This window comes from Amphritea sp. (genome assembly GCF_048266285.1).
GTDB lineage: Bacteria > Pseudomonadota > Gammaproteobacteria > Pseudomonadales > Balneatricaceae > Amphritea.
In genome coordinates this window covers 725,425-748,645 of record NZ_JBLWZV010000001.1, presented here as the reverse complement: position 1 = coordinate 748,645, position 23,221 = coordinate 725,425, and the positions used below count along the sequence as shown (strand labels likewise).

22 protein-coding genes and 1 pseudogene are annotated in these 23,221 nt (G+C 49.8%); 9 read left to right on the top strand and 14 right to left on the bottom strand.

All coding sequences use genetic code 11. The features are described from left to right. The 8 genes and pseudogenes from ACN0T0_RS03540 to ACN0T0_RS03505 all read right to left on the bottom strand — a co-directional run. Positions 1-163 (bottom strand): annotated as a pseudogene (locus tag ACN0T0_RS03540) (isocitrate lyase); the annotation flags it as partial. 530 nt (positions 164-693) lie between these two features. After that, positions 694-1,851, bottom strand: coding sequence for a JmjC domain-containing protein (locus tag ACN0T0_RS03535; RefSeq protein ID WP_417223366.1), 1,158 nt, complete (start codon positions 1,849-1,851; stop codon positions 694-696). Then, positions 1,848-2,612 (bottom strand): tRNA (cytosine(32)/uridine(32)-2'-O)-methyltransferase TrmJ, encoded by a 765-nt coding sequence (gene trmJ, locus ACN0T0_RS03530; RefSeq protein WP_417223393.1) that lies wholly within the window; start codon positions 2,610-2,612, stop codon positions 1,848-1,850. Before trmJ ends, ACN0T0_RS03535 begins: the two co-directional genes overlap by 4 nt. A 95-nt stretch (positions 2,613-2,707) precedes the next feature. Then, on the bottom strand, positions 2,708-3,550 hold the full coding sequence (locus tag ACN0T0_RS03525) for an alpha/beta fold hydrolase (protein ID WP_417223363.1): 843 nt from the start codon (positions 3,548-3,550) through the stop codon (positions 2,708-2,710). A 112-nt stretch (positions 3,551-3,662) separates the two neighbouring features. Beyond that, positions 3,663-5,027, bottom strand: a complete 1,365-nt coding sequence (gene purB / locus ACN0T0_RS03520; RefSeq protein WP_417223360.1) for an adenylosuccinate lyase — start codon at positions 5,025-5,027, stop codon at positions 3,663-3,665. Positions 5,028-5,122: 95 nt separating this feature from the next. Next, complete coding sequence (gene hflD, locus ACN0T0_RS03515; protein ID WP_417223357.1) at positions 5,123-5,794, bottom strand: high frequency lysogenization protein HflD; 672 nt, start codon at positions 5,792-5,794, stop codon at positions 5,123-5,125. Positions 5,795-5,811: 17 nt separating this feature from the next. Continuing rightward, positions 5,812-6,933 (bottom strand): tRNA 2-thiouridine(34) synthase MnmA, encoded by a 1,122-nt coding sequence (gene mnmA, locus ACN0T0_RS03510; protein WP_417223354.1) that lies wholly within the window; start codon positions 6,931-6,933, stop codon positions 5,812-5,814. A 67-nt stretch (positions 6,934-7,000) separates the two neighbouring features. Continuing rightward, entirely contained in the window at positions 7,001-7,459 is a 459-nt protein-coding gene (locus ACN0T0_RS03505) for an NUDIX hydrolase (RefSeq protein ID WP_417223352.1), read from the bottom strand. Between the two features lie 131 nt (positions 7,460-7,590). Between ACN0T0_RS03505 and moaE the strand changes: the two genes are divergently transcribed. Further along, positions 7,591-8,043, top strand: coding sequence for a molybdopterin synthase catalytic subunit MoaE (gene moaE, locus ACN0T0_RS03500; RefSeq protein WP_417223349.1), 453 nt, complete (start codon positions 7,591-7,593; stop codon positions 8,041-8,043). Between the two features lie 5 nt (positions 8,044-8,048). Here the strand turns inward: moaE and ACN0T0_RS03495 are convergent, their stop codons facing one another. Next, a complete protein-coding gene (locus ACN0T0_RS03495; RefSeq protein ID WP_417223346.1) occupies positions 8,049-8,720 on the bottom strand; it encodes a pseudouridine synthase in 672 nt (223 codons plus the stop codon). A gap of 101 nt (positions 8,721-8,821) precedes the next feature. Here ACN0T0_RS03495 and icd point away from each other — a divergent pair, with 101 nt between their 5' ends. Beyond that, positions 8,822-10,075 carry an NADP-dependent isocitrate dehydrogenase gene (icd, locus tag ACN0T0_RS03490; RefSeq protein ID WP_417223344.1) on the top strand — a complete coding sequence of 418 codons (1,254 nt, stop codon included), beginning with the start codon at positions 8,822-8,824 and terminating at the stop codon, positions 10,073-10,075. Between the two features lie 209 nt (positions 10,076-10,284). Here the strand turns inward: icd and ACN0T0_RS03485 are convergent, their stop codons facing one another. Then, complete coding sequence (locus ACN0T0_RS03485; RefSeq protein WP_417223341.1) at positions 10,285-10,515, bottom strand: cold-shock protein; 231 nt, start codon at positions 10,513-10,515, stop codon at positions 10,285-10,287. Between the two features lie 244 nt (positions 10,516-10,759). On the opposite strand from ACN0T0_RS03485, the gene clpS reads away from it, so the two are divergent. Next, positions 10,760-11,122: an ATP-dependent Clp protease adapter ClpS gene (clpS, locus tag ACN0T0_RS03480; RefSeq protein ID WP_417223338.1), complete on the top strand. Its 363-nt coding sequence runs from the start codon at positions 10,760-10,762 to the stop codon at positions 11,120-11,122. Between the two features lie 13 nt (positions 11,123-11,135). Further along, the gene (gene clpA / locus ACN0T0_RS03475) at positions 11,136-13,394 is read left to right on the top strand and encodes an ATP-dependent Clp protease ATP-binding subunit ClpA (RefSeq protein ID WP_417223335.1); all 2,259 of its coding nucleotides are present in this window, start codon (positions 11,136-11,138) and stop codon (positions 13,392-13,394) included. A 60-nt stretch (positions 13,395-13,454) separates the two neighbouring features. Here the strand turns inward: clpA and infA are convergent, their stop codons facing one another. The 4 genes from infA to trxB form a co-directional block, all read right to left on the bottom strand. Continuing rightward, on the bottom strand, positions 13,455-13,673 hold the full coding sequence (infA, locus tag ACN0T0_RS03470; RefSeq protein ID WP_091359137.1) for a translation initiation factor IF-1: 219 nt from the start codon (positions 13,671-13,673) through the stop codon (positions 13,455-13,457). 243 nt (positions 13,674-13,916) lie between these two features. Continuing rightward, entirely contained in the window at positions 13,917-14,627 is a 711-nt protein-coding gene (locus ACN0T0_RS03465; RefSeq protein WP_417223333.1) for an arginyltransferase, read from the bottom strand. Further along, positions 14,624-15,337: a leucyl/phenylalanyl-tRNA--protein transferase gene (aat, locus tag ACN0T0_RS03460; protein WP_417223330.1), complete on the bottom strand. Its 714-nt coding sequence runs from the start codon at positions 15,335-15,337 to the stop codon at positions 14,624-14,626. Before aat ends, ACN0T0_RS03465 begins: the two co-directional genes overlap by 4 nt. Continuing rightward, positions 15,338-16,291 (bottom strand): thioredoxin-disulfide reductase, encoded by a 954-nt coding sequence (gene trxB, locus ACN0T0_RS03455; RefSeq protein ID WP_417223327.1) that lies wholly within the window; start codon positions 16,289-16,291, stop codon positions 15,338-15,340. A 339-nt stretch (positions 16,292-16,630) separates the two neighbouring features. Here trxB and ACN0T0_RS03450 point away from each other — a divergent pair, with 339 nt between their 5' ends. Genes ACN0T0_RS03450 through serS form a run of 5 tightly spaced genes read left to right on the top strand, consistent with a single transcriptional unit; the run spans position 16,631 to position 23,064 of the window. Beyond that, complete coding sequence (locus tag ACN0T0_RS03450; protein WP_417223324.1) at positions 16,631-19,390, top strand: DNA translocase FtsK; 2,760 nt, start codon at positions 16,631-16,633, stop codon at positions 19,388-19,390. 2 nt (positions 19,391-19,392) lie between these two features. Continuing rightward, positions 19,393-20,049 carry an outer membrane lipoprotein chaperone LolA gene (gene lolA / locus ACN0T0_RS03445; protein ID WP_417223321.1) on the top strand — a complete coding sequence of 219 codons (657 nt, stop codon included), beginning with the start codon at positions 19,393-19,395 and terminating at the stop codon, positions 20,047-20,049. Next, positions 20,049-21,392 (top strand): replication-associated recombination protein A, encoded by a 1,344-nt coding sequence (locus tag ACN0T0_RS03440; RefSeq protein ID WP_417223318.1) that lies wholly within the window; start codon positions 20,049-20,051, stop codon positions 21,390-21,392. Before lolA ends, ACN0T0_RS03440 begins: the two co-directional genes overlap by 1 nt. A gap of 3 nt (positions 21,393-21,395) precedes the next feature. Next, on the top strand, positions 21,396-21,770 hold the full coding sequence (crcB, locus tag ACN0T0_RS03435) for a fluoride efflux transporter CrcB (RefSeq protein WP_417223316.1): 375 nt from the start codon (positions 21,396-21,398) through the stop codon (positions 21,768-21,770). A 22-nt stretch (positions 21,771-21,792) separates the two neighbouring features. Beyond that, positions 21,793-23,064, top strand: coding sequence for a serine--tRNA ligase (gene serS / locus ACN0T0_RS03430; protein ID WP_417223314.1), 1,272 nt, complete (start codon positions 21,793-21,795; stop codon positions 23,062-23,064). Positions 23,065-23,221: the final 157 nt, after the last annotated feature.

Below are 23,221 nucleotides of genomic sequence, written 5' to 3'. Positions count from 1 at the left end.
GACGCATAATGCCTGCAGTGTACTTAGCGATATCCAGACCGGTTTTGAATTTGTTTTGTGCACGCATACGGGCAGCAGATTCAGGGTTGATAGCGTTCCAAGCTGAGCCGTAGGTCTCTTTGAGGGCTCCAACTGTTTCGATATCATTATTCAGAGTAGACATGGTGAATCCTTCTGTTAGTAGCTATATCAGATAACATTAAGTGGGTCTGGTGTATAGCGGTTTACATCCTGCGTCAGCAAATTGTCGAAGTGGCCGACGCCTTATAGAGAGCCCATCATGCTGGCTTTAAGACAAGTGGTCAAAGGATTTTTGTGCGCAGCAGCAAAGCTGTAGCTTTACTACATTAACAGCGACTTAGGTGTTGTAGTTAAACTACATGGGTGCTGACTTGCTGCGATGCAGCAGGGGCAAGCACCATAAGGGGTTGAGTCGATATAGTCTAAAGTCTAGCGACTTTGGTACTGGGGGAATTTTAGTCTTTTTACACTCACTATTGGTTATAAAAATATATTTTATATATAGCTAATTAATATAAGTGTGACCTCACTACAACGCCGTGTAAAATTCGATAAAACGCGCGTTGGCGAGGTAGATAGAGCCGATGGGATAATTTAACTGTTTGTTAACACAGAAAAAGACGTGCTTAAGGTCTTTTCCTGTGTATCCCATTAAGGCGATTATGGTTGTGGCTACTCGGTATACAGGGAGCCTTGGTTATACAGGTCGGCTAATAACTGTAACTGTTGATCACTCCATTCACCTTGGTTAATCACAATGGCAGGGGTTTGGCAGAGACTGTTGGCTAAGGTGCAACAAGTACCGGACACTTTGAAACAGTTACCGTCGGCATATAGCTGTACCTGATCGTCATTAATGACACTGTAGGAGAAGCGGCTACCTTCATTACGAATAAAACATAGATCGCCTGTTTGTAAGGCGTCTCTGATCTCATCAATGGTGGCGGGCTGCTCAGGGCTTTGATCCAGCTCAGGATATTTAGGGTCGGTAACAAATTTTCCCAGCCACTCACCTAGACGAGCATCATCCTGCAAATAATCCGTAAAGATTGTTCGGATTTTATCTAATGCTTCGGGGCGGATCTCGCCGGGGTTATCTTGCAAGCTAAGATCAGGATCGGTATAGCGTGATTCCGAGGTTAAGGTCTCACCGATAAAATCAGTGAAGTTACGCATAATTTCAGCATGGGAAGGCGCTCTAAAACCAACCGAATAGGTCATGCAGTCATCGGATTCGCCGATGCCGTTATGGCCAACCTGAGGTGGAATGTAGAGCATATCACCGGGTTCTAATACCCAATTATATTCAGGATCCCAGTCGGTCATGATCATCACCGGAGTATTGGGTCGCCGGGCTGAGTTCTGATCAAAAAAACCGCCAACTTCCCAGCGACGCTGGCCTTGGGTCTGAATCAGGAACACATCGTAGTTATCGTAATGAGGTCCAACACCGCCGCCTTGGCTAGCAAAGCTGACCATGAGGTCATCGTAACGCCAGTTAGGAATAAAACGGAACTGCTCAACAATCTCACTGGCCTCAGGCACCCAGTGATCGACTGCTTGTACCAGCAGAGTCCAATGGCTTTCGGGCAGGGCAGCAAAGGTTTCATCATCAAAGGGACCGTGCTTGATCTCCCAGTCATTATTATCTGGGCTTTGAATCACTAAACGGGATTCAACATCATCTTCCAGAGAGAGGCCTGCCAGTTCGTCGGCACCCACCGGAGCATCAAAATCCGGGAAGGCGTTACGTACCAGGAGTGGCTTTTTCTGCCAGTAATCCCGTAGAAATTCTTCGATGGAGATATCGCCAAAGGGTGAATCGCTCATTGGTCAGATCCTTTATCCTGTTGCTTGTCGGATGTTTTGTCCGCGCTTAGGTTTGCCACGGTTTCGTCGATAGAAGAGAGAATCCCGCGTAACATATTCAGTTCGGTACGTTCCGGCCGGGAACGATTAAAGAAACGGCGTAATTTATCCAACACCTTGCCCTGATGCTGCGGGATGATGAAGCGGGTTTTATGCAGGGCGCTTTCTAAATGGGTATAGAACCGCTCCATATCTTCGGTCAGCGGATAGGGCTCTTCCTGAGGGATAAAATCATGCTTCAGGTGAGCCTGCCAGATTTCATAACACACGAGTTGAATAGCCGCTGAGACATTCAGTACGGGGTAGTCAGGATTGGCCGGAATGTAGACATGGTAGTTACATTTCTGCAGTTCGGCATTGTGCAGCCCCATGGTTTCGCGGCCAAAAATAATAGCGACCTTTCCCTGTTGAGCTTCCCCAACTACTTTTCGAGCGCAGTCATGGGCATCGAAAATAGGTAGATCAAAGGTACGGTTGCGGGCGCTGGTGCCAATCACGAGTTGGCAATCGGCGATCGCTTCATCAAGGGTGTCAACCACGACCGCACTGTCGAGCAGATCTTTCGCCCCGGCGGCACGGGCATCGGCTTCTTCATCTGGGTAGATGCGCGGTTCCACCAGATAGAGTTGGCTTAGCCCCATGTTTTTCATCGCTCTAGCGGCGGCGCCAATGTTACCCGGATGAAAGGTGTTGATCAGTACGATACGTATATTGTTGAGCATAGAGTCTTCGTTGTTCATGTCAGGCGCTTAATCTTAATGTGTTACCGGCTGACGGTTATTGTTTCAGGTCAGGATTGTTGTCTATCTAAAGCGCTTTAGGCCATTTTTAGTTGGCTGATAAACTGCTTAATATCCCAGATAAAGCGCTCTCGATGCCATAGTTGTGGCGAGTGATCGGCTTTTTCATAAATGTGCAGTTCTGCTTGGGGAGTATGATCCCTGACATATTCAGCAACCGGCTTGGCATAGAACTGGCTCTCGTCACCATAAATTAACAGGGCGGGGACACTGATCTGTGGCAGTACGTCGCGGTAGTCGGCGGCGGTCAAACTTTCCCAGCACTGTACTAAGGGTTCTGCCTCTAAGCGCTGTAGATGCTCGCGCATCTGCTGAAAGCCACGAGAATTACGGCTGTAATTTTCATATGATTTTTGATTGTAGCCATTAGCCACCAGCTGTAGTAGCCCTTCGGCGAAATCTTCCCGTAACAGTTTAATCAATTGTTGATTGGCATGGGCATCAAAATGGCCATAGATGCCATTTACCCAGTGCGCATCGGTAACCAGTTTAGGGGACTGATCAATAATGCCGATACCGGCCAAACGGTCACAGCCAAAATCGCGAATATATTGCCATAGGGTCAGAGCCCCCATCGAGTGGCCAACGAGCGTTAGGTTCTGTAGATCATGGTGCTCGATGAGCTGCTGTAGATCAGCCGCCATGGTTTGTACATCGGTAGCTGTACCCGCCGGCAGGTGATGACCACCGTGTCCACGGGCATCCCAACAGATAACATCATGGTCATCGGCCAGTTCGGCGGCAAAGGGCAGCCAGTCTTTGGCGCTAGCACTCCAGCCATGCAGAAACAGCACAGGGCTGCCTTTTCCTAACCGGAGGTAATGGATTTCAGTGCCATCTTTAGCTATTATTTTTTCCATAAATCAACCAGTTAAAGAACTTAGTTAGAGTGATTAGTTAGCAATTAGTAATACCAAGCAATAAAAAAGCAGAGCGTTAGCTCTGCTTTTTTAGTCATCGTCAGTGCTGTGCTTAGATCGCTTTAGCTTGATCTACCGCGTTGCCGATATAGCTATGAGGCGTTAATTGCTTCAGCTCATCTTTCGCCGCTTGAGGCATATCAAGAGTATCAACAAAAGCCAAGATAGTGGCTTTATTCATATCTTGACCACGGGTCAGGGCCTTGAGTTTTTCGTACGGCTCTTCAATGCCGTAACGACGCATCACGGTTTGAATCGGTTCAGCTAAGACTTCCCAGCTATTTTCCAGGTCGGAATCTAAGCGTGTTGGGTTAAGTTCTAGTTTGCTGATGCCTTTCAGGCTCGATTGGTAAGCGATCAAGCTGTAACCGAAGCCAACACCCATGTTACGTAACACGGTGGAGTCGGTTAGGTCACGCTGCCAGCGAGAGACTGGCAGTTTAGCGGCCAGATGCTGCATCACCGCGTTAGCGATACCCAGATTACCTTCAGAGTTTTCGAAGTCGATGGGGTTAACTTTGTGCGGCATAGTTGAAGAACCGACTTCGCCCGCAATGGTTTTCTGCTTAAAGTAGCCCAGAGAGATATAGCCCCAAACATCGCGATCGAAATCGATGATGATGGTGTTGAAGCGACACACTGCATCGAATAGCTCAGCAATATAGTCGTGTGGCTCAATCTGTGTGGTGTAAGGGTTAAATGTCAGCCCTAAGCTTTCCACAAATGTCTGTGCGTTCTCGGCCCAATCGATATCAGCATAGGCGGAGAGGTGCGCGTTATAGTTACCCACGGCACCATTGATCTTGCCCAGCAGCTCAACTTTTTCCAGTTGATTGATCTGTCGTTGTAACCGGTAAGCCACGTTGGCCATCTCTTTACCAACGGTGGTCGGTGAAGCGGTCTGGCCATGGGTGCGTGATAACATCGGTTGGGTAGCATAGGTGCGGCCCAGTTGAGCAATCTCGTCGCTGACCTGCTGCATGATTGGCAGCATCACATCCAAGCCCTGCTTGAGCATCAAGCCGTGGGATAGGTTATTAATATCTTCAGAGGTGCAGGCAAAGTGAACAAACTCACTGACGGCGGCCAGTTCTGCGTTATCTGCAATCGACTCTTTAATCAGGTATTCAACCGCTTTAACATCGTGGTTGGTGGTGCGCTCAATCTCTTTTACGCGGTTAGCCTGTGCTTCGCTAAAGTTATCAACCAGCGCATCAAGCACTGCGTTAGCGGCTTCGCTGAGTGGTGGAACTTCGGTGATTTGCGGGTGTGCGGCAAGCTTCTGCAACCAGCGAACTTCAACCGTTACACGGGCGCGAATCAGACCGAACTCGCTGAAGACCGGGCGTAGATCAGCGGTTTTGCTACCGTAACGACCATCAATTGGGGAGATCGCAGAAAGAGACGTAAGATCCATATCGAGTAAATACCTGACTGGGTTAAATTTTGAGCGCGGATTATAGCTAAAATAGGGCCGTAGGGAAAATCTGGCGGCCATTTATTTGTCGCCGATTAATGATGCCCCATGATCTGTTTGACCGATGGGCGCAATCGCGATTTAAAAAACAATAGATGCCAGCGCTTACCACCCACTTGACGCCATAGCATTGCCGCGCGAATGCCTGCTAATAAGAGGGCGCGGATTTTGGCCGCATTCTCGGCATTTTGCAGATGGCGGGGTTCACCCGTTACCTGAATGCGAAAGCTAAAGGTGCTCAGCGTATCCTGATAGAGACTGGCGAGGTTGGCGATGACGGTCGGGTGGGTGAACGCCGCAGGATTATCTTTCAAGTCGGTGCCTTCTTCGGCGAAGTAGCGAGCTTGTTGGATAATTTTATCGATCCGTTCACCAATATTTTGCAGTAAATCCGGGCGTTTATTGAGTTTGCGTTCGAGATGGATAATGCTTAGCCCATAGCGGATGACGTCTTGGTTTTGTTCCGCTTTACTTTTATCGAGCAGCTCATTCAGCCCCCTAAAACCCTGGCTTAGATTGATCGGTAGATCATGTACGCCACCATAAATTTCTTCGGTGGTGTCAGGGCTGGTGACGAAAAGACTCGCCAATGAGGTTTCGAAGCTATTTTGCGGCACCATCCCCCGGGTTGCGATTTGTTCTACCAAGCTGGCCGCCTGAAACAGGCCTGCCAGCGCGATGGCTTGTTGATCTTCTGCTCTGGACATATAGCTGATCAGTCTCCTTACGCTTTTCCGGTCGTTTCGATGACGCCGCCACCTAGGCAGACTTCGTCACAGTAAATGACGACAGACTGGCCGGGGGTGACCGCGCGTTGGGGTTGTTCAAATTCGATGCGATAGCCCTCGCCATCGGCAAAAATGGTGCAGGCTTGATCCGACTGGCGGTAGCGTACCTTAGCACGGCAGTTAAGCGGTAGGGCGGGTTTCTCTCCATTAATCCAGAAGATATCGCTGGCCGTTAGCCAATGGCTAAATAACAGCTCATGTTGCTGTCCCTGAACCGCTACCAAAACATTGCGCTCGAGATCTTTTTCGGCGACAAACCACGGCTCTTCTGGGTAGTTTTTTAAGCCGCCGATGCCAAGTCCTTGGCGCTGCCCAATGGTGTGATACATCAAGCCCTGATGTTCACCAATGACATCGCCCTCGGGGGTTTCTATTTTACCGGGCTGAGCGGGCAGGTACTGCTTAAGAAAATCGGTAAAACGACGTTCACCGATAAAGCAGATACCGGTGCTGTCTTTTTTGTTATGAGTAATCAGGTCGTGCTGTTCGGCCAGTCGGCGGACTTCTGGTTTTTCCAGTTCGCCAACGGGGAAGAGGGTTTGTGCTAGTTCTTCAGCGCCGACTTGATGCAGAAAATAGCTTTGATCTTTGTTGTTATCGAGCCCTTTGAGTAGTGTCGCTTTGCCATTGGCTTCGCCTCGACGGACATAGTGTCCGGTGGCGATTTTATCGGCCCCGAGCATTTTGGCGTATTCTAAAAAGGCTTTGAATTTTATTTCTCGGTTGCAGAGGATATCCGGGTTGGGTGTGCGGCCCGCTTTATACTCTTCGAGGAAGTGCTCAAAGACATTATCCCAATACTCGGCGGCAAAATTAGCGGTGTGTAGCTTGATATTGAGCTTATCACTCACTGCCTGCGCATCGGCGAGGTCGTCCATTGCGGTACAGTAATCGGTACCGTCATCCTCATCCCAGTTTTTCATAAACAGGCCTTCCACCTGATACCCCTGTTGCTGCAGCAACAGTGCTGAAACGGATGAGTCCACACCGCCGGACATACCGACAATGACTTTGGTGGCTGCAGGGGCTGCAGAGGTTATGTTGGCTGAGTCTGACATGGGAACTGTATATGACCTTCAAGGATGATTAAGTGTATATGCGACCAGAGTCGCAGATTTCAATGCTTTAGTGATGATCAGGTTCGACGATCAGCGATAATGGAAAACGTTTGCCGGCAAGGTAATCATCGATACATCGGGTGACCATCGGGCTGCGAAGTCGCGCTTGTTGTGCTTCCAGTTCCGCACGGCTGAGCCACAGGGCCCGGATAATACCAGTATCCAGTGGCAGAGTCGGCTCGTGCCGGTCGGCCTGCGCAACAAAACAGTAACGATGATAGGTGATGCCATTGGCGGGGGCGGTATAAACATACACGCCTACCAGTGCTGTCGGCGTGACATGCCAAGCGGTTTCTTCTAGGGTTTCGCGGATGGCGGCATCGATAAAGCGCTCATTCGCTTCGATATGGCCGGCTGGCTGATTAATGACCCGCTGGCCCCGTGAGACGGATTCCTCTTCTACGCAGAGAAATTTGCCATCCTGCTCAATAATGGTTGCCACGGTGGCATGGGGTGTCCAACGCATTTCTCATCCCGTATATTAAGGGCAGATTATCGGCCCGTTGTGTTAACTGGCTGCGTCTTAGGCGCAGCAGACTCTGGCGGGCAACCTTACCATTTTTGACTGCTTTTGGCTGTATTTTGGAGTGACGATTGTTGAAAGATATTGTTTCGGTTCAAACTGAAGATTTTTCAGTTACAAAGTTATCCCAGCAATTACAGGCGGATGATGCCTGCAATGGCGCGATCGTTACCTTTACTGGCGTGGTTCGCCAATTGGCCAGTGGGCCGGGGTTAGAGGCGATGTATCTTGAACACTACCCGGGGATGACGGAAAAAGCACTCAGCCGGATTATTGCGCAGGCCCGGCAACGCTGGCACTTAGGGAATGTCGTGGTGATTCATCGTGTCGGGCGTCTCGCCCTGAATGACAATATTGTCTTTATCGGTGTTGCCAGTGCCCATCGCCAAGCAGCATTTCAGGCGGCTGAGTTTATTATGGATTACCTTAAGCGGGACGCGCCGTTTTGGAAAAAAGAGATCACCACCGCCGGTGAGCACTGGGTCGAGGCGAAACAATCGGATCTCGATGCAGCCGAGAGTTGGTAAGTTTGTTAGCGCTGTTTCCGGGCCGGTTTGCTGCGGGCTTTACCGCCATGAGTCCTGGCCTTGTCACTACGGCGTGCATGCGGGGTTCTGCTGCTAGACGGCTTAGTCGTCCGTGGTTGGCGCGGCGCGGCCGGCATTACCACCTCCTCGGTACGGTATTCTCCCGGTTTAAGCTGCTCTAGTGTCCAATTGCCGATGGCTGCGCGAATCAAACGCAGGGTTGGAAAACCTACGGCGGCGGTCATCCGTCTAACCTGTCGATTTTTTCCTTCACTGATTTTAAGTTCTACCCAACTGGTTGGTTGGTTTTGGCGTTCGCGGATTGGCGGTGTGCGAGGCCAGATAGCTGGCTCAGAGATTTTTCTCGCTTTAGCTGGGCGGGTGACGCCATCTTTTAATGTCACGCCTTGGCGCAACTGCTGTAGCGCCTCATCGCTAATCTCACCCTCGACCTGAGCCCAGTAGGTTTTTTCCAGTTTAAAACGTGGATCGGAGAGTTTGTGCTGTAACTGTCCATTGTCGGTCAGAATCAACAATCCTTCAGAATCATAATCGAGACGTCCCGCCGCATAAACGCCTTTGCGCTTAATATAATTACCGAGGGTGGGGCGCCCTTGGCTATCGGTAAACTGGGTAAGCACTTGAAAAGGCTTATTGAATACGATTATTTCTGACATTAGACTTTTCCGGCAGATCATCTGGATTGGACGGGCAGGCAGGTTATCAGCGTCTATACTGTGTCTGCAAGGTCATATTCTCAGAAAACATGGAGCAGATAATGGCATACAAAAAGATTACGGTTCCTGATGGCAGTAAGATCACAGTGAATGATGATAACTCGCTGAATGTCCCTGATCATCCGATTATTCCCTATATCGAAGGCGATGGTATTGGTATTGATGTATCGCCGGTGATGCTAGAGGTGGTCGATGCCGCCGTCAATAAAGCCTATGACGGGGCCCGCAAGATTGCTTGGATGGAAGTCTATGCGGGTGAAAAAGCCACGGGAATTTATGATCAAGACACTTGGTTGCCAGAAGAAACGATGGCGGCATTTAAGGAGTTTGCGGTCGGTATCAAAGGGCCGTTGACGACCCCGGTAGGGGGTGGTATCCGTTCATTGAATGTGGCCTTGCGTCAAGAGTTAGATCTGTATGTGTGCCAGCGCCCGGTACGCTGGTTTACGGGGGTGCCGAGCCCGGTCAAAAATCCCGGTGATGTCGATATGGTGATCTATCGAGAGAACTCTGAAGATATCTATGCCGGGATTGAATGGAAAGCGGGTAGTCCAGAAGCGGACAAGGTGATCCGTTTTCTTAAAGAGGAGATGGGCGTTACGCAGATCCGCTTTGATAGCCAGTGTGGTATTGGGATTAAGCCGGTATCTGAAGCAGGCACTAAACGCCTCGTACGTCGGGCGCTGCAATACACCATCGATAATGACCGCGAGTCGCTGACCCTGGTGCACAAAGGCAATATCATGAAGTTTACCGAGGGGGCTTTCAAGGATTGGGGGTATGAGATTGCGCGAGATGAGTTCGGTGCGCAGCCACTCAATGGCGGGCCGTGGATGAGTTTCATTAACCCTAACAACGGTAAGCAGATTATCGTTAAAGACGTCATCGCTGATGCCATGTTGCAGCAAATTCTCCTGCGCCCGGCTGAATACGATGTCGTGGCTACGTTAAATCTTAATGGTGATTATATTTCTGATGCCTTAGCGGCGGAAGTCGGTGGAATCGGTATTGCGCCGGGGGCCAATTTATCGGACAAAGTGGCGATTTTTGAAGCAACCCATGGTACGGCGCCTAAATATGCTGGCAAAGATAAGGTAAACCCTGGCTCAATCATTCTCTCGGCAGAGATGATGTTGCGGCATATGGGTTGGCTTGAGGCAGCAGAACTGATTATCAACGGTGTCGAAGGAGCAATTACCGCGAAAACGGTTACCTATGATTTTGAGCGTCAGATGGAAGGCGCGCAGCTATTAAGTTGTTCTGAGTTTGGTCAGGCCATTATTGAACATATGTGAATGATTGAATGATGGGCTGAATTTGACGACGCCTGCGTTTCTTTGTCGGTAATCTAGTGATGAGTATAGGAGGTCATGTTTGAAGTGTTAGATTGGAGAGGAGTAACACAAAGAAAGGCAGCGCTGTCTGCCTTTCTTTTGTTTTGCATAATATATGCAGCTCGGTCGCCGCAAACTCTCAAACAAGTTGAGAGTGTTAGTGCGCTCGGTTAGTTAGCCTCCTCAGTTTCTGTCACGCTTATCAACTTGATATTGACTGCATGAATTCCCTTTGGTCCGGGGGTTGTTTCAAACTCAACCTCCTGTCCTGCTTTGAGGCTTTTATAGCCCTCTGACAGAATGACTGAATAGTGCGCAAATAAATCTTCGTCAAAATCCGGTGAAACAATAAAGCCGAAACCTTTGGCGTTATTGAACCATTTGACTTTCCCTGTGTGCATTGGCGTCCCCCCAATATCCGAATTACAGCGACCTGAAATACTTTTAGGCCTGTTACCACAACAAACTCTCTTGCTACAATGTTGAAAACGAGAAAATTTGCCCTTGTTGAAATGCAGGGACATCCGATACAACACATACTCTTAACTCCTGCATATACAGTATAACATTAGGCTAGAGGGCCTATGGAGTAAGGTTTGCCCATAATGGGATATAAAAAATTGATTATTCTTTTAGAGATATGCTATGTGGCAAGTAATTAATGATTTACAGCTTTCGGCAAAGTCAGATGATGACGATTTTGTTGATCATAATAATACCGGTGTGGTCACTGAAGAGGCGAAGCCTGAACTAAAAAGGCCGTCGATGTACCGGGTGGTATTGCTAAATGACGACTATACTCCAATGGACTTCGTCATTCAGGTTCTAATGGGTTTTTTCGGTATGAATCAGGAAAAAGCAACACAAGTAATGTTAGCAGTCCATACTCAAGGTAAGGGCGTATGCGGTGTGTTTACCCGTGATGTGGCAGATACGAAAGCTGCCCAAGTTAATCAATGTGCCAGAGAGAATCAACATCCTCTTCTGTGCGAAGTAGAGAAAGCGTAGCGGAGCGTTATGTATGTTAAATAAAGAGCTTGAAGATACGCTGAGCGTTGCCTTTAAGAGTGCGCGCGCTAAGCGACATGAGTTTATGACAGTTGAGCACCTGTTATTGGCTCTATTGGATAATACCGAGGCCCGTGCTGTGTTAGATGCATGCGCGGTTGATCTCGACAAAATGAGGAACCTGCTCAGTACCTTTATCGAAGATACTACGCCACTGTTACCAGAAGATATCCCGGATGTTGAGACCCAGCCAACGTTAGGTTTTCAGCGGGTATTACAGCGAGCGGTGTTTCATGTGCAGTCTTCGGGACGCGCTGAAGTGAACGGCGCCAATGTGTTGGTGGCAATATTCAGTGAGCAGGAAAGCCATGCCGTCTATGTGCTTAATCAGCAGGGTATCGAGCGTATTGATGTGGTCAACTACATCTCTCACGGTATCTCACGGGTTGAAGAAAATGATAGCCGCCCAGCAGAAGAGGGGTTGTTAGAAGGCGATCCGGCTGCGGACAAAGAAAAAAGTCCATTGGCTAACTTTGCCGTGAATCTGAATGAACAGGCTATGTCTGGTCGTATCGACCCATTGGTCGGCCGTGGGGCTGAAGTTGAGCGGGTCGTGCAAATATTGTCACGGCGGCGTAAAAATAACCCATTGCTGGTCGGTGAAGCCGGAGTGGGTAAAACAGCGATCGCTGAAGGTCTGGCTAAGCTGATTGTTGAGGGGCAGGTGCCGGATGTTATTTCGGAGAGTATTGTTTACTCCCTTGATCTAGGCGCGCTATTAGCGGGGACTAAATATCGCGGCGACTTTGAGAAGCGTCTTAAAGGGCTGTTAAATGAGATTAAGGAGCAGGAACACGCGATTCTGTTCATTGATGAGATTCACACCATAATTGGCGCTGGGGCGGCATCCGGTGGCTCGATGGATGCCTCCAATCTGCTTAAACCGCTGTTGAGTTCCGGGCAGTTGCGTTGTATTGGCTCAACAACCTTTCAAGAGTTTCGTGGCATCTTTGAAAAAGATCGGGCGTTGGCGCGCCGCTTTCAAAAGGTCGATGTGCTTGAGCCGTCCGTTGATGATACTTATCAGATCCTGCAAGGCCTTAAGAGCCGTTTTGAAGATCATCATCATGTCACCTATACAGACGAGGCTTTGCGGGCAGCGGCTGAGATGGCTGACCGTTACATCAATGATAAGCACATGCCGGATAAGGCGATTGATGTTATTGATGAAGCGGGCGCCTATCAGCAGCTAGTGCCAGAAGCCGAGCGTAATGCAGTCATTGATGTCACTGAAGTTGAGATCGTTGTGGCGAAGATCGCCCGAATCCCTGCAAAAAGTGTCACCGTTTCGGATAAAGAACAGCTCAAAAAGCTCGACAGCAATCTTAAAATGGTGGTGTTGGGGCAGGATGAAGCGATCAATACCCTTGCGGCAGCGATCAAGCTGTCCCGTGCAGGTCTTAATGAACCCAATAAGCCCGTCGGTTCTTTCCTCTTTGCCGGCCCAACCGGTGTGGGTAAAACAGAAGTAACCAGTCAGCTGGCTCGGATTATGGGAATCGAACTGATTCGCTTTGATATGTCGGAGTATATGGAGCGTCACACCGTCTCACGGCTTATTGGTGCCCCTCCAGGCTATGTTGGCTATGATCAGGGTGGGTTGCTAACTGAGGCTGTTACTAAGACGCCCCACGCAGTTCTATTGCTTGATGAAATCGAAAAAGCGCACCCTGAAGTCTTTAATCTGTTGCTGCAGGTAATGGATAACGGTACGTTGACCGATAACAATGGCCGTAAAGCGGATTTCCGTAACGTGATTATGGTGATGACGACCAACGCTGGTATCGAGCAGATGACCCGTGCATCGATTGGTTTTAGTCATCAGGATCATACGACCGATGGCATGGAAGCAATCAAGAAGCTGTTTACACCGGAGTTCCGCAACCGTCTGGACGGCATTATTCAGTTTAAAGCGTTATCACCCGAGGTTATTACCGGTGTGGTCGATAAATTCTTGACCGAGTTACAGGCGCAACTGGATGATAAGAATGTTGTGTTGAATATCGATGATGCGGCACGACAATGGTTTGCTGATAATGGCTATGATGCCAATATGGGTGCACGGCCGATGAAACGTTTGATTCAGGAAAGACTGAAGAAACCGTTAGCAGAGATGATTCTGTTTGGCGAGCTCGCCGACGAGGGAGGGGAGGTTGATATTACGGTGAACGCAGATAATGACATTGAAATTCATGCGGCGGTGGCGGTTTAACCGCCATCCACCGATGAGAAATAAAAAAAGCGACCCTTGGGTCGCTTTTTTTATAGGCTGTTACCGTGCGCGGTAGGTGATGCGGCCTTTTGTGAGGTCGTAAGGTGTGAGTTCAACCTTAACCTTATCGCCCGTCAGGATGCGGATATAGTTTTTGCGCATCTTACCGGAGATGTGAGCTGTAACAACATGACCGTTTTCCAGTTCTACCCGGAACATTGTGTTAGGCAGTGTGTCGGTCACAACGCCTTCCATTTCAAAGCTGTCTTCTTTAGACATTCAGTACCTACCTAAGTTGATTAGTTGCAATACTACATTTTGCAGCGCAGTATTCTGCCTTATTTTCTCTGTTATATCAAAGAGATTTGCCGGAATTAATAAAGTAATCGCCAAATTTCATCTGAATTTATTCTTGCCAAAATAGATTATCGGGCAGTTTTTCTGCCAGCATGTGAGGGTTTTGGCACTGTTTAGCCGGTCTCTTTGTTCCGCCAATCGAAGGCCCGCGGTCACTTTCTGACGTTAGTCGACGACAATCCATTCGCCATTAATGAGCATCTCTAACGGGCTGTAGGCAACTTTATAGGACATTTTTTGGCACTCGCGTATCCAGTAACCCAGATAGAGATATTCTAGCTCTAAACGCTGCACCTCCTTCAGCTGCCAGAGAATAGCGAAACTACCAAGGCTTCGGGCGGCTTCTCGGGGATCGAAAAAAGTGTAAATAGCGGATAGGCCCTGGGCGAGAAAGTCAGTCACTGCTAGCGCGACTAACTTGCCGCTAGGGTCGCGAAACTCATAAAAGCAGCCTTTTTGCCCGCCCTCGATCAGAAAAGCACTGAATTGATCTGGGGTCGGGGGGTACATATCGCCATCATTGTGACGCGTATTAATATAGCGCTCATAGAGTGCATAATACTCATCTGTGAACTGGGGTGGGGCGGTGGTTACCTGTAGATCTTTATTCTTGTTGATAATGCGTTTCTGGCTTTTGCTCGGATGAAACTCCCGGCTATTAACCCGCACCGAGATGCATGCCTGACAGTGGCTGCAGTAAGGCCGATAAATATGTTTGCCGCTGCGGCGAAAGCCGAGATCAGAAAGCTGGCTGTAAGCATCAAAGTTGATCACTTCCTGTGGATCAACGAACAGCGTTTTGGCTTCCAGTCCTTCGAGATAGCTGCACTCGTGTTCCGGTGTGGCATAAAAATGCAGGGTTTTCAGGTTACTCACTCGGTTCGTACCACGTCTTCTTTATCAATATCAAACTGCCACGGGTGATCCAGTTCACTCGTTAGATGCTGTTGAAGATATTGTTTAAATTCAATTCTGGGAATGCATCTCGCGCCCAAGCTGGTCAGATGTTTATTCTCAACCTGACAATCAATTAAAGCATAGCCCCATTTTTGCAATTGTTTGGCAAAGTAGGCAAATGCTATTTTTGAACTGTTGGTGGCGCGGCTGAACATCGACTCACCAAAAAATAACCGTCCCATGGCAATGCCGTAAAGCCCGCCAGTCAGTTGACCATCTTGCCATAGCTCTACCGAATGGGCGACGCCCCGTCGATGCAGTTCGGTATAGGCGTTCTGCATCGGGGTACTGATCCAGGTATCATCGCTATAGCTGCGCGGCGCCGCACAGGCTTTGATAACATCACTAAAGGCCTGATCGAAGGTGATCTCGAAGCGCGCATGGCGAATCGCTTTGCGCAGACTCCTCGAGATGTGAACTTGCTCCGGCACGAGGGTGCAGCGAGGGTCAGGCGACCACCATAAGATAGGTTCGCCGGGGTTAAACCAAGGGAAAATACCGTGTCGATAGGCGGCTATTAGCCGTTCGGCACTGAGGTCTCCGCCCGCACAGAGCAAACCATTGGGATCATCCAACGCCTGATTGATGGGCGGAAACAGTGTGCTGTTGGGATCTAACCAAGGGAGCATTTAGGCTTGGTCATCCAGGTAGCGTTCAGCATCCAGTGCGGCCATGCAGCCAAAACCTGCAGAGGTGATGGCTTGACGATAGATATGATCGGCCACATCGCCAGCGGCAAAAACGCCCTCAATGGATGTTTGGGTTGCGTTGCCGTGACTGCCGGTCTGAATTTTTAGATAACCGTTTTCCATCGCCAACTGGTCGCCAAAGATCTCGGTATTCGGCTTATGGCCAATGGCGATGAAAGCCCCCTGTAACTCAAGTTCTTGGGTGGAATCATCTTCCGTGCTTTTGATGCGAATACCGGTCACGCCCATATCATCACCGAGTACTTCATCGAGTTGATGGTTCCAAATAATGTTGATATTGCCGTTTTTGGCTCGCTCAAATAGCTTGTCTTGCAGAATTTTTTCTGAGCGCAGGCTATCGCGACGGTGGATGAGAGTTACTTCAGCGGCAATATTTGACAGGTACAGGGCTTCTTCGACAGCCGTATTACCACCACCGATCACCGCGACCTTCTGGCCACGATAGAAAAAACCATCGCAAGTCGCGCAGGCACTGACGCCTTTGCCCATGAAGGCTTCTTCAGAGGGGAGACCGATATATTGTGCGGATGCACCGGTACAGATAATCAAGGCATCACAGGTATATTCGGCCATATCGCCTTTAAGCCGAAATGGGCGATTCTGTAGATCGGTTTCACTGATATGATCAAAGATCACCTGCGTATCGAAGCGCTCGGCATGGGCCTGCATCCGTTGCATCAGTTCAGGGCCTTGCACGCCCTCGACATCGCCCGGCCAGTTATCGACGTCAGTGGTCGTGGTCAACTGACCACCGGCTTGCATGCCGGTAATAACAATGGGATTCAGATTCGCGCGGGCAGCGTATACTGCTGCAGTGTATCCGGCGGGGCCGGAACCCAGAATAATCAGTTTATGATGTTGTGTTTCGCTCATGGATAATCCGTTGTCTGTTCACGCATGGTATTGAGGGCTAGTATTGAAGCCTGATCTTGGGGCCTATTATGCCCGTTTCAGGAAGCGGACAAAACAGGGGGAGTGGTTGAATTTTTCCTGCTGTTGTTACTCAGATGGGTTATAGGGGTTTTTTAATCAGGCCTAGCGGCTTGTTTTCTCGGCAAACAGTAGGCAATTAGCGTCGAATTGTTCAGTTCCTGCTCAGTCTGGGTGGGTATGCTGAAGAAAGCGTATAAAAGTCGGTTTTGTGTCTGGGGAGTAGGGCCTAAATATGTTATTTTTCAGGCCATTTTATGGATAGTTGGAAGGATATTTTTCTTGTCTCATCGTAGCCAAACAGATAGAAGTCAGCCCAGTCGTCGAGATGCTAGCGTTAAATCGCCGGTTAGCGAATTTAAAATAGCCTCCTTTTCTGATCTGCTCGCACGGATCACGAAAGAGGGGGGGCTGATTTTGGTAATAGGCTTTGCGCTGTTTTTGCAACTGGCGCTGTTTGGTTATGATCATCGCGATCCAGGCTGGTCGCATCTAGGCTATCAGCCATTGGCGCATAATTTCACCGGCTTAGTCGGTGCTTGGTTGGCCGATTTAGCGCTGTCCATTTTTGGTATCGCATCTTGGCTGATTCCGCTGATGTTGCTGGTGCCCGCGGTCCGCTTTATGTTACGCCGCAGTGTTTCCCTGCTTGATGGCATCCCGTTTATGATGCTGCGTTTGACCGGGGCGGTGATGGTGTTGCTCTGTTTAGCTACCTTTGCGGCCACCCATCTATCGAATACTGAAAGTCAGCTGCCTTTCAGTATGCGTGGCTTGGGTGGCCAGGCGTTATCCGATGTTGCGGTCTCTCTGCTTAGTTTAACTGGTAGCTCTATTGTGTTGGCGACCGCGATGTTGTTCGGTATGACATTGATGTTCGAGCTTTCTTGGGCGCAATTGCTAGAGCGGCTTGGTCGCGGACTGTTGTCGGTGACAGCATGGTTGAAACCCCAAGCCCGTGTTAACAATGATACCTCGCCGTCAGTCGACCCTTATGCCGCGGCAGATGAAGAAAAACGTAACTTATTACGTGCCGCCGCCCGTCATGGCAGCGCTGCCGATGCAGTACAGTCTGAAGCTGCTAACCTAGCCGCTCAACAGGCACCCTTGATACGTCGGGAACCGGTGTTTGACCAGCCCTTGGCTGCCGATCCGCTTTATACCGATCATGACCCATTAACTGCGGCGCCAGTCAGCGAAACAACAGAGTGGGAATCCTATGATCTCGATCCTCAAAGCAGGGCTAAGCGGGTTGAAATGTCCGAGGATATTCCTGTCGTCACTGCGCGAGCCGCGCAGGATGTTACGCCAGAACTAAGTGCTGCTGATGTTACTACTCGTCAAGTGGAGCCTGTTGTAACACCGACACCAGAGCCGATGGCCGCCGCCCCGCAAACGGAATACAGTTCTCAACCACAACCACAACCTGTGGCGCTTGATCGCAAAGGGGTTAAGGTTGTGCCGCTATCTGAAGCGCATACGCCGATGAAAGACAGTGAGCTGGGGCTGGATCATATTGCTCAAACGGCTCCTCGTCGCGAACCCCGACGACGCATTCCTTCACTGGATCTGCTGGACCCGCCAGAATTGAAGCAGGGACACTGCTACAGTGACGAGCAGCTTGAAGATATGTCACGCTTGCTGGAACGTAAGCTGAAAGATTTCGGTATCGTTGCCGAGGTCGTCGAAGTGAATCCTGGGCCGGTAATTACCCGTTTTGAGTTACAACCTGCGCCCGGTGTTAAAGCCAGTCGTATCACCAATCTGGCACGGGATTTAGCCCGGTCAATGGCGGTGATGAGCGTGCGGGTGGTCGAAGTGATCGCCGGTAAGTCGGTGATCGGCATTGAGATTCCCAATGAAGAGCGGCAGATGGTGCGCCTCAGTGAAGTGCTTATTTCCAAGCCTTATAAAGAAGCGTCATCGAAGCTTACACTCGGTCTGGGTAATGATATTGCCGGTAATCCGGTCGTCGCCAACTTAGCTAAAATGCCTCACTTACTGGTGGCGGGCACCACCGGTTCCGGTAAATCGGTGGGCGTCAATGCGATGCTGCTGAGCTTGCTGTTTAAAGCGACACCGGATGAAGTGCGACTGATGCTGGTTGACCCTAAGATGCTTGAATTATCGGTCTATGAAGGGGTCCCTCATTTGCTTGCGCCGGTTATTACCGATATGAAAGAGGCCGCAGGCGGATTGCGCTGGTGTGTCGCTGAGATGGAACGCCGTTATAAACTGATGTCAAAAATGGGCGTACGTAATATCGCCGGTTATAACGATAAAGTGACCGCCGCTCGGAATAAGGGGGAGCCCTTGTTGGACCCTTTGTGGAATCCGGAAGAGATGGGCTTGCCCTCGGATGCCCCTGCGCCTTACCTTGAAACATTGCCCTATATCGTGGTTTGTATCGATGAGTTTGCCGATATGATTATGGTGGTGGGTAAGAAAGTTGAAGAATTGATCGCGCGTATTGCTCAGAAAGCACGGGCGGCGGGTATTCATCTTATTTTGGCCACACAGCGCCCCTCAGTGGACGTTATCACTGGTTTGATCAAGGCTAACATCCCAACTCGTATTGGCTTCCAGGTATCCTCTAAAATTGACTCCCGCACGGTACTCGACCAAAGCGGTGCTGAGCATCTGCTGGGTAACGGTGATATGCTTTATCTGCCTGCGGGCAGCAGCCTGCCTAACCGTGTTCATGGCGCTTTTGTCAGCGATGATGAAGTGCATCGGGTGGTTGAAGCATGGAAAAAAATGGGCAAGCCGGAATACCTTATCTCGGATCTATCTGAAGTGGTTGAGGGTGGTTCCGGCATGATGGGCGATAGTGATGACGAGCAGGACGCCCTCTACGATGAAGCGGTTGCCTTTGTCACCCAAACCCGTAAAGCATCGATCTCATCGGTGCAGCGTAAACTTAAAATTGGTTACAACCGGGCTGCCCGGATGATTGAATCGATGGAAGCGGCGGGAGTTGTTTCTACCGCTAGTCATAATGGTGCCCGTGAAGTGTTGGCACCACCACCGCCTAAGGATTAATGATGGTATTTAAAAAGATAGCCGCCGTTGCCGTACTGGGTTGTTCTCTCAGCTTCGCCGCGCTGGCCGATATTCAAGAAAGTGCTGGGGATCGACTCAATAGCCTATTAGGTGCCTTTGATAGCTTCAGTGCCGACTTTGATCAGGTTTCCGGTCGCGATGATTCGCGCCGGATGGAAAGCTCCCGAGGAACCCTCTTACTGGCCAAACCGAACCGTTTTCGTTGGATTGCCAAAGAGCCATTTCCACAAACCCTGATCAGCGATGGTGAAACATTGTGGATCTATGATCCCGACCTAGAGCAGGCAACTGAGCGTAAGGTAACAGAGAATGATTCAGGGGTTCCGGCGCTGATTCTTAACGGTCAGATAGAGCAACTGAAGTCCCAATATAAGATCCGCTTATTACAAGAAAAGAGTAACAGTCAGTTGTTTGAACTTCTGCCATTACAAGAAACTGAGGTGTTTACCCGCATTCGATTACTGTTCACCGATGGTTTGATTAGCGAATTACAGATGGAAGATTCACTCGGGCAGCGAACATCTATAATGTTTCAAAATCAAAAACTTAATCCAGAGTATGAAGATACTACTTTTACATTTAGCCCGCCCGAAGGCACCGATGTGATCGTCGAAAGTAGCCCGGAGCCTGCTAACTAATGGCCGATCTTTTTGATGCGCAACAGCCTGACTACGAACCCTTAGCGGCGCGGATGCGGCCTCAATCACTCGATGAATACTGTGGCCAGCAACACCTGCTCGGGCCGGGCAAACCCTTACGTAAAGCGCTAGAGCAGGGCTCTGTGCATTCAATGATATTATGGGGGCCGCCGGGGGTAGGCAAAACCACGCTGGCACGCTTGCTAGCTCATCAAGTGGATGCCCATTTTATTATTCTCTCGGCGGTGCTGTCTGGAGTGAAGGATATCCGCGCCTCAGTGGATCAAGCGCTGCAAGTGAAGGCTCAGTCTGGCCGTAAAACCATCTTATTTGTCGACGAGGTGCACCGCTTTAATAAGTCGCAACAGGATGCTTTTTTGCCTTTTATTGAGGACGGCACCTTTCTGTTTGTCGGTGCCACCACCGAAAACCCATCGTTTGAATTGAATAACGCTTTACTGTCCCGCGCCCGAGTTTATCTCTTGCGCAGTCTCGAACAGGCCGATATCGAAGTGTTATTACAGCGGGCGTTGAATGATAAGGCCCGAGGAATTCCGCAACAGCCATTGGTGTTTGCCGATGGCGCGATGGAGCAATTGGCCGCCGCTGCCGATGGTGATGGTCGGCGCGGACTCAATCTGCTGGAAATCGCCGCTGATCTGGCAGATTTTGATGGCCGTGAATATACAATAGGGCCGCAGATTATCGAAGAGGTGCTTAAGTCCAGCGCCCGTCGCTACGATAAGCAGGGGGATCTGTTTTATGACATGATCTCGGCATTCCATAAATCGGTGCGGGGTTCATCCCCCGACGGTGCCCTGTATTGGTATTGCCGTATGCTCGACGGCGGCTGCGATCCGCTCTATATCGCTAGGCGGCTAGTCGCTATTGCCTCGGAAGATATCGGTAATGCTGATCCGCGGGCGATGCAGATGGCACTCAACGCCTGGGATGCATTCGAACGGGTTGGTCCGGCAGAGGGCGAGCGGGCGATTGCGCAAGCGGCGCTCTATTGTGCCAGTGCGCCGAAGAGTAATGCGGTTTATCGGGCGTTTAATCAGGCCAAGGCGGATGTACGCAGTGAGCCCGGTTATGATGTGCCGGAGCATCTGCGTAATGCACCGACTAGCCTGATGAAAGATCTTGGCTACGGTGCCGAATACCGTTATGCCCATGATGAGCCTGATGCCTTTGCCGCCGGTGAGTGTTATTTGCCAGCGGAAATTGCCGATCGCCAGTATTATCAACCGGAGCCCCGCGGCCTTGAGATCCGTATCGGTGATAAACTTAAGCATCTCAAAGCGCTGGATGAAGCCAGCGCCAAGCAACGATATAGGGAATAACCGATGCTGCACCTTATTTCAGTCGCTGTCGGCGGCGCCGCTGGAGCCATGGCTCGTTATTGGGTCAGCGGCGTGCTGATTAACAATGCTCAGTTTAAGCTGCCTTACGGTACGCTGATCTGTAATGCGCTGGGTTCTTTTCTAATGGGTATTTGTTTTGTCCTGATTATGGAAAAGGCCCGCATTAGCCCAGAATTAAGACCATTATTGATGGTTGGTTTTCTGGGTGCTTTCACGACTTTTTCCACCTTCTCACTGGAAGCCGTGACCATGTTGCAAGAAGGGCATATAATGTCCGCCGCAATTTACATATTAATGAGCGTAGTGCTCTGCGTGGTCGCCCTGTATAGCGGCTTATGGTTTACTCGCCTGTTCTGACTTTAAGGTTGTTTCTGACATCATGCTAGATCCTAAATTTATCCGTTCAAACCCGGAAGAAGTGGCGCAGCTACTAACGAAAAAGGGTTATAAGTTCCCAGTAGACGAGTTTAATGCGCTGGAAAATCAGCGTCGTGACGTACAGGTTGAAGCCGAGCGTTTACAAAATGAGCGTAATACGCGTTCCAAGAATATCGGCAAGGCAAAAGCGGCCGGTGAAGATATCGCACCACTACTCGCTGAAGTGAGTACCCTTGGTGAACAACTCGATGCCGCCAAAGAGCAATTAAAGATTGTTCAAGAGCAGATGGACGCATTGCTGATGGGGATGCCAAACCTTCCCCATGAGTCCGTGCCTGCTGGCCTGACGGAAGACGATAATATCGAAATTCGTAAATGGGGCGAGCCGACCCAACTAGATTTTGAAGCCAAAGACCACGTTGATCTTGGCGAGCAGAACGGCGGTTTGGATTTCGCAACGGCGGCCAAAATCACCGGTGCTCGTTTTGCGGTACTGCGCGGCGGTATCGCCCGGATGCACCGTGCGCTGATTCAGTTTATGCTCGATACCCATACGGCTAAGCATGGCTATGAAGAGACTTACGTCCCTTATCTGGTCAATGCAGATTCTTTGCGTGGTACCGGTCAGCTGCCTAAGTTCGAAGAAGATCTGTTTAAGGTCCCAGGTGAGCGCGATTATTACCTGATCCCTACAGCGGAAGTGCCGGTCACCAATATTGTCCGTGACGAAATTATTGATGCCGCCGATATGCCGCTAAGATTTGTTGCCCATACTCCTTGTTTCCGGAGTGAGGCGGGCAGTCATGGTCGCGATACCCGCGGTATGATCCGTCAGCACCAGTTTGAAAAAGTTGAATTGGTGCACATTGTTGAACCGACTAAATCTTGGGAAGCACTGGAAGAATTGATCGGTAATGCAGAGAAAATTCTGCAGATGCTGAACCTGCCTTACCGTGTCGTGACCCTCTGTGGCGGCGACTTAGGCTTCAGTGCAGCGAAAACATACGACATTGAAGTTTGGTTGCCCGGCCAGCAGAAATACCGTGAGATCTCCTCATGCAGTAATATGGAGGACTTCCAAGCACGGCGGATGATGGCTCGCTGGCGTAACCCGGAAACCGGTAAGCCTGAGTTGGTGCACACACTGAACGGTTCTGGTTTGGCGGTGGGGCGTACACTAGTCGCGATTTTGGAAAACTATCAGACAGCCGATGGCCATGTGAAAGTGCCGGAAGTGTTGCTGCCTTACATGGGTGGCATTACCGAGCTGTAATTAACGCCTTAAAATATAGCCATTAAGCACTTACTTTTCAGTGCTTGGCTAGATAGAAAAAGCCTCTACAAAACTGCTAGACAATGCAGTTGGTAGGGGCTTTTTTGTGGCTTTTAATTTTATTCATAATATCGAGGCCCAAAGGTAGCGATCAACA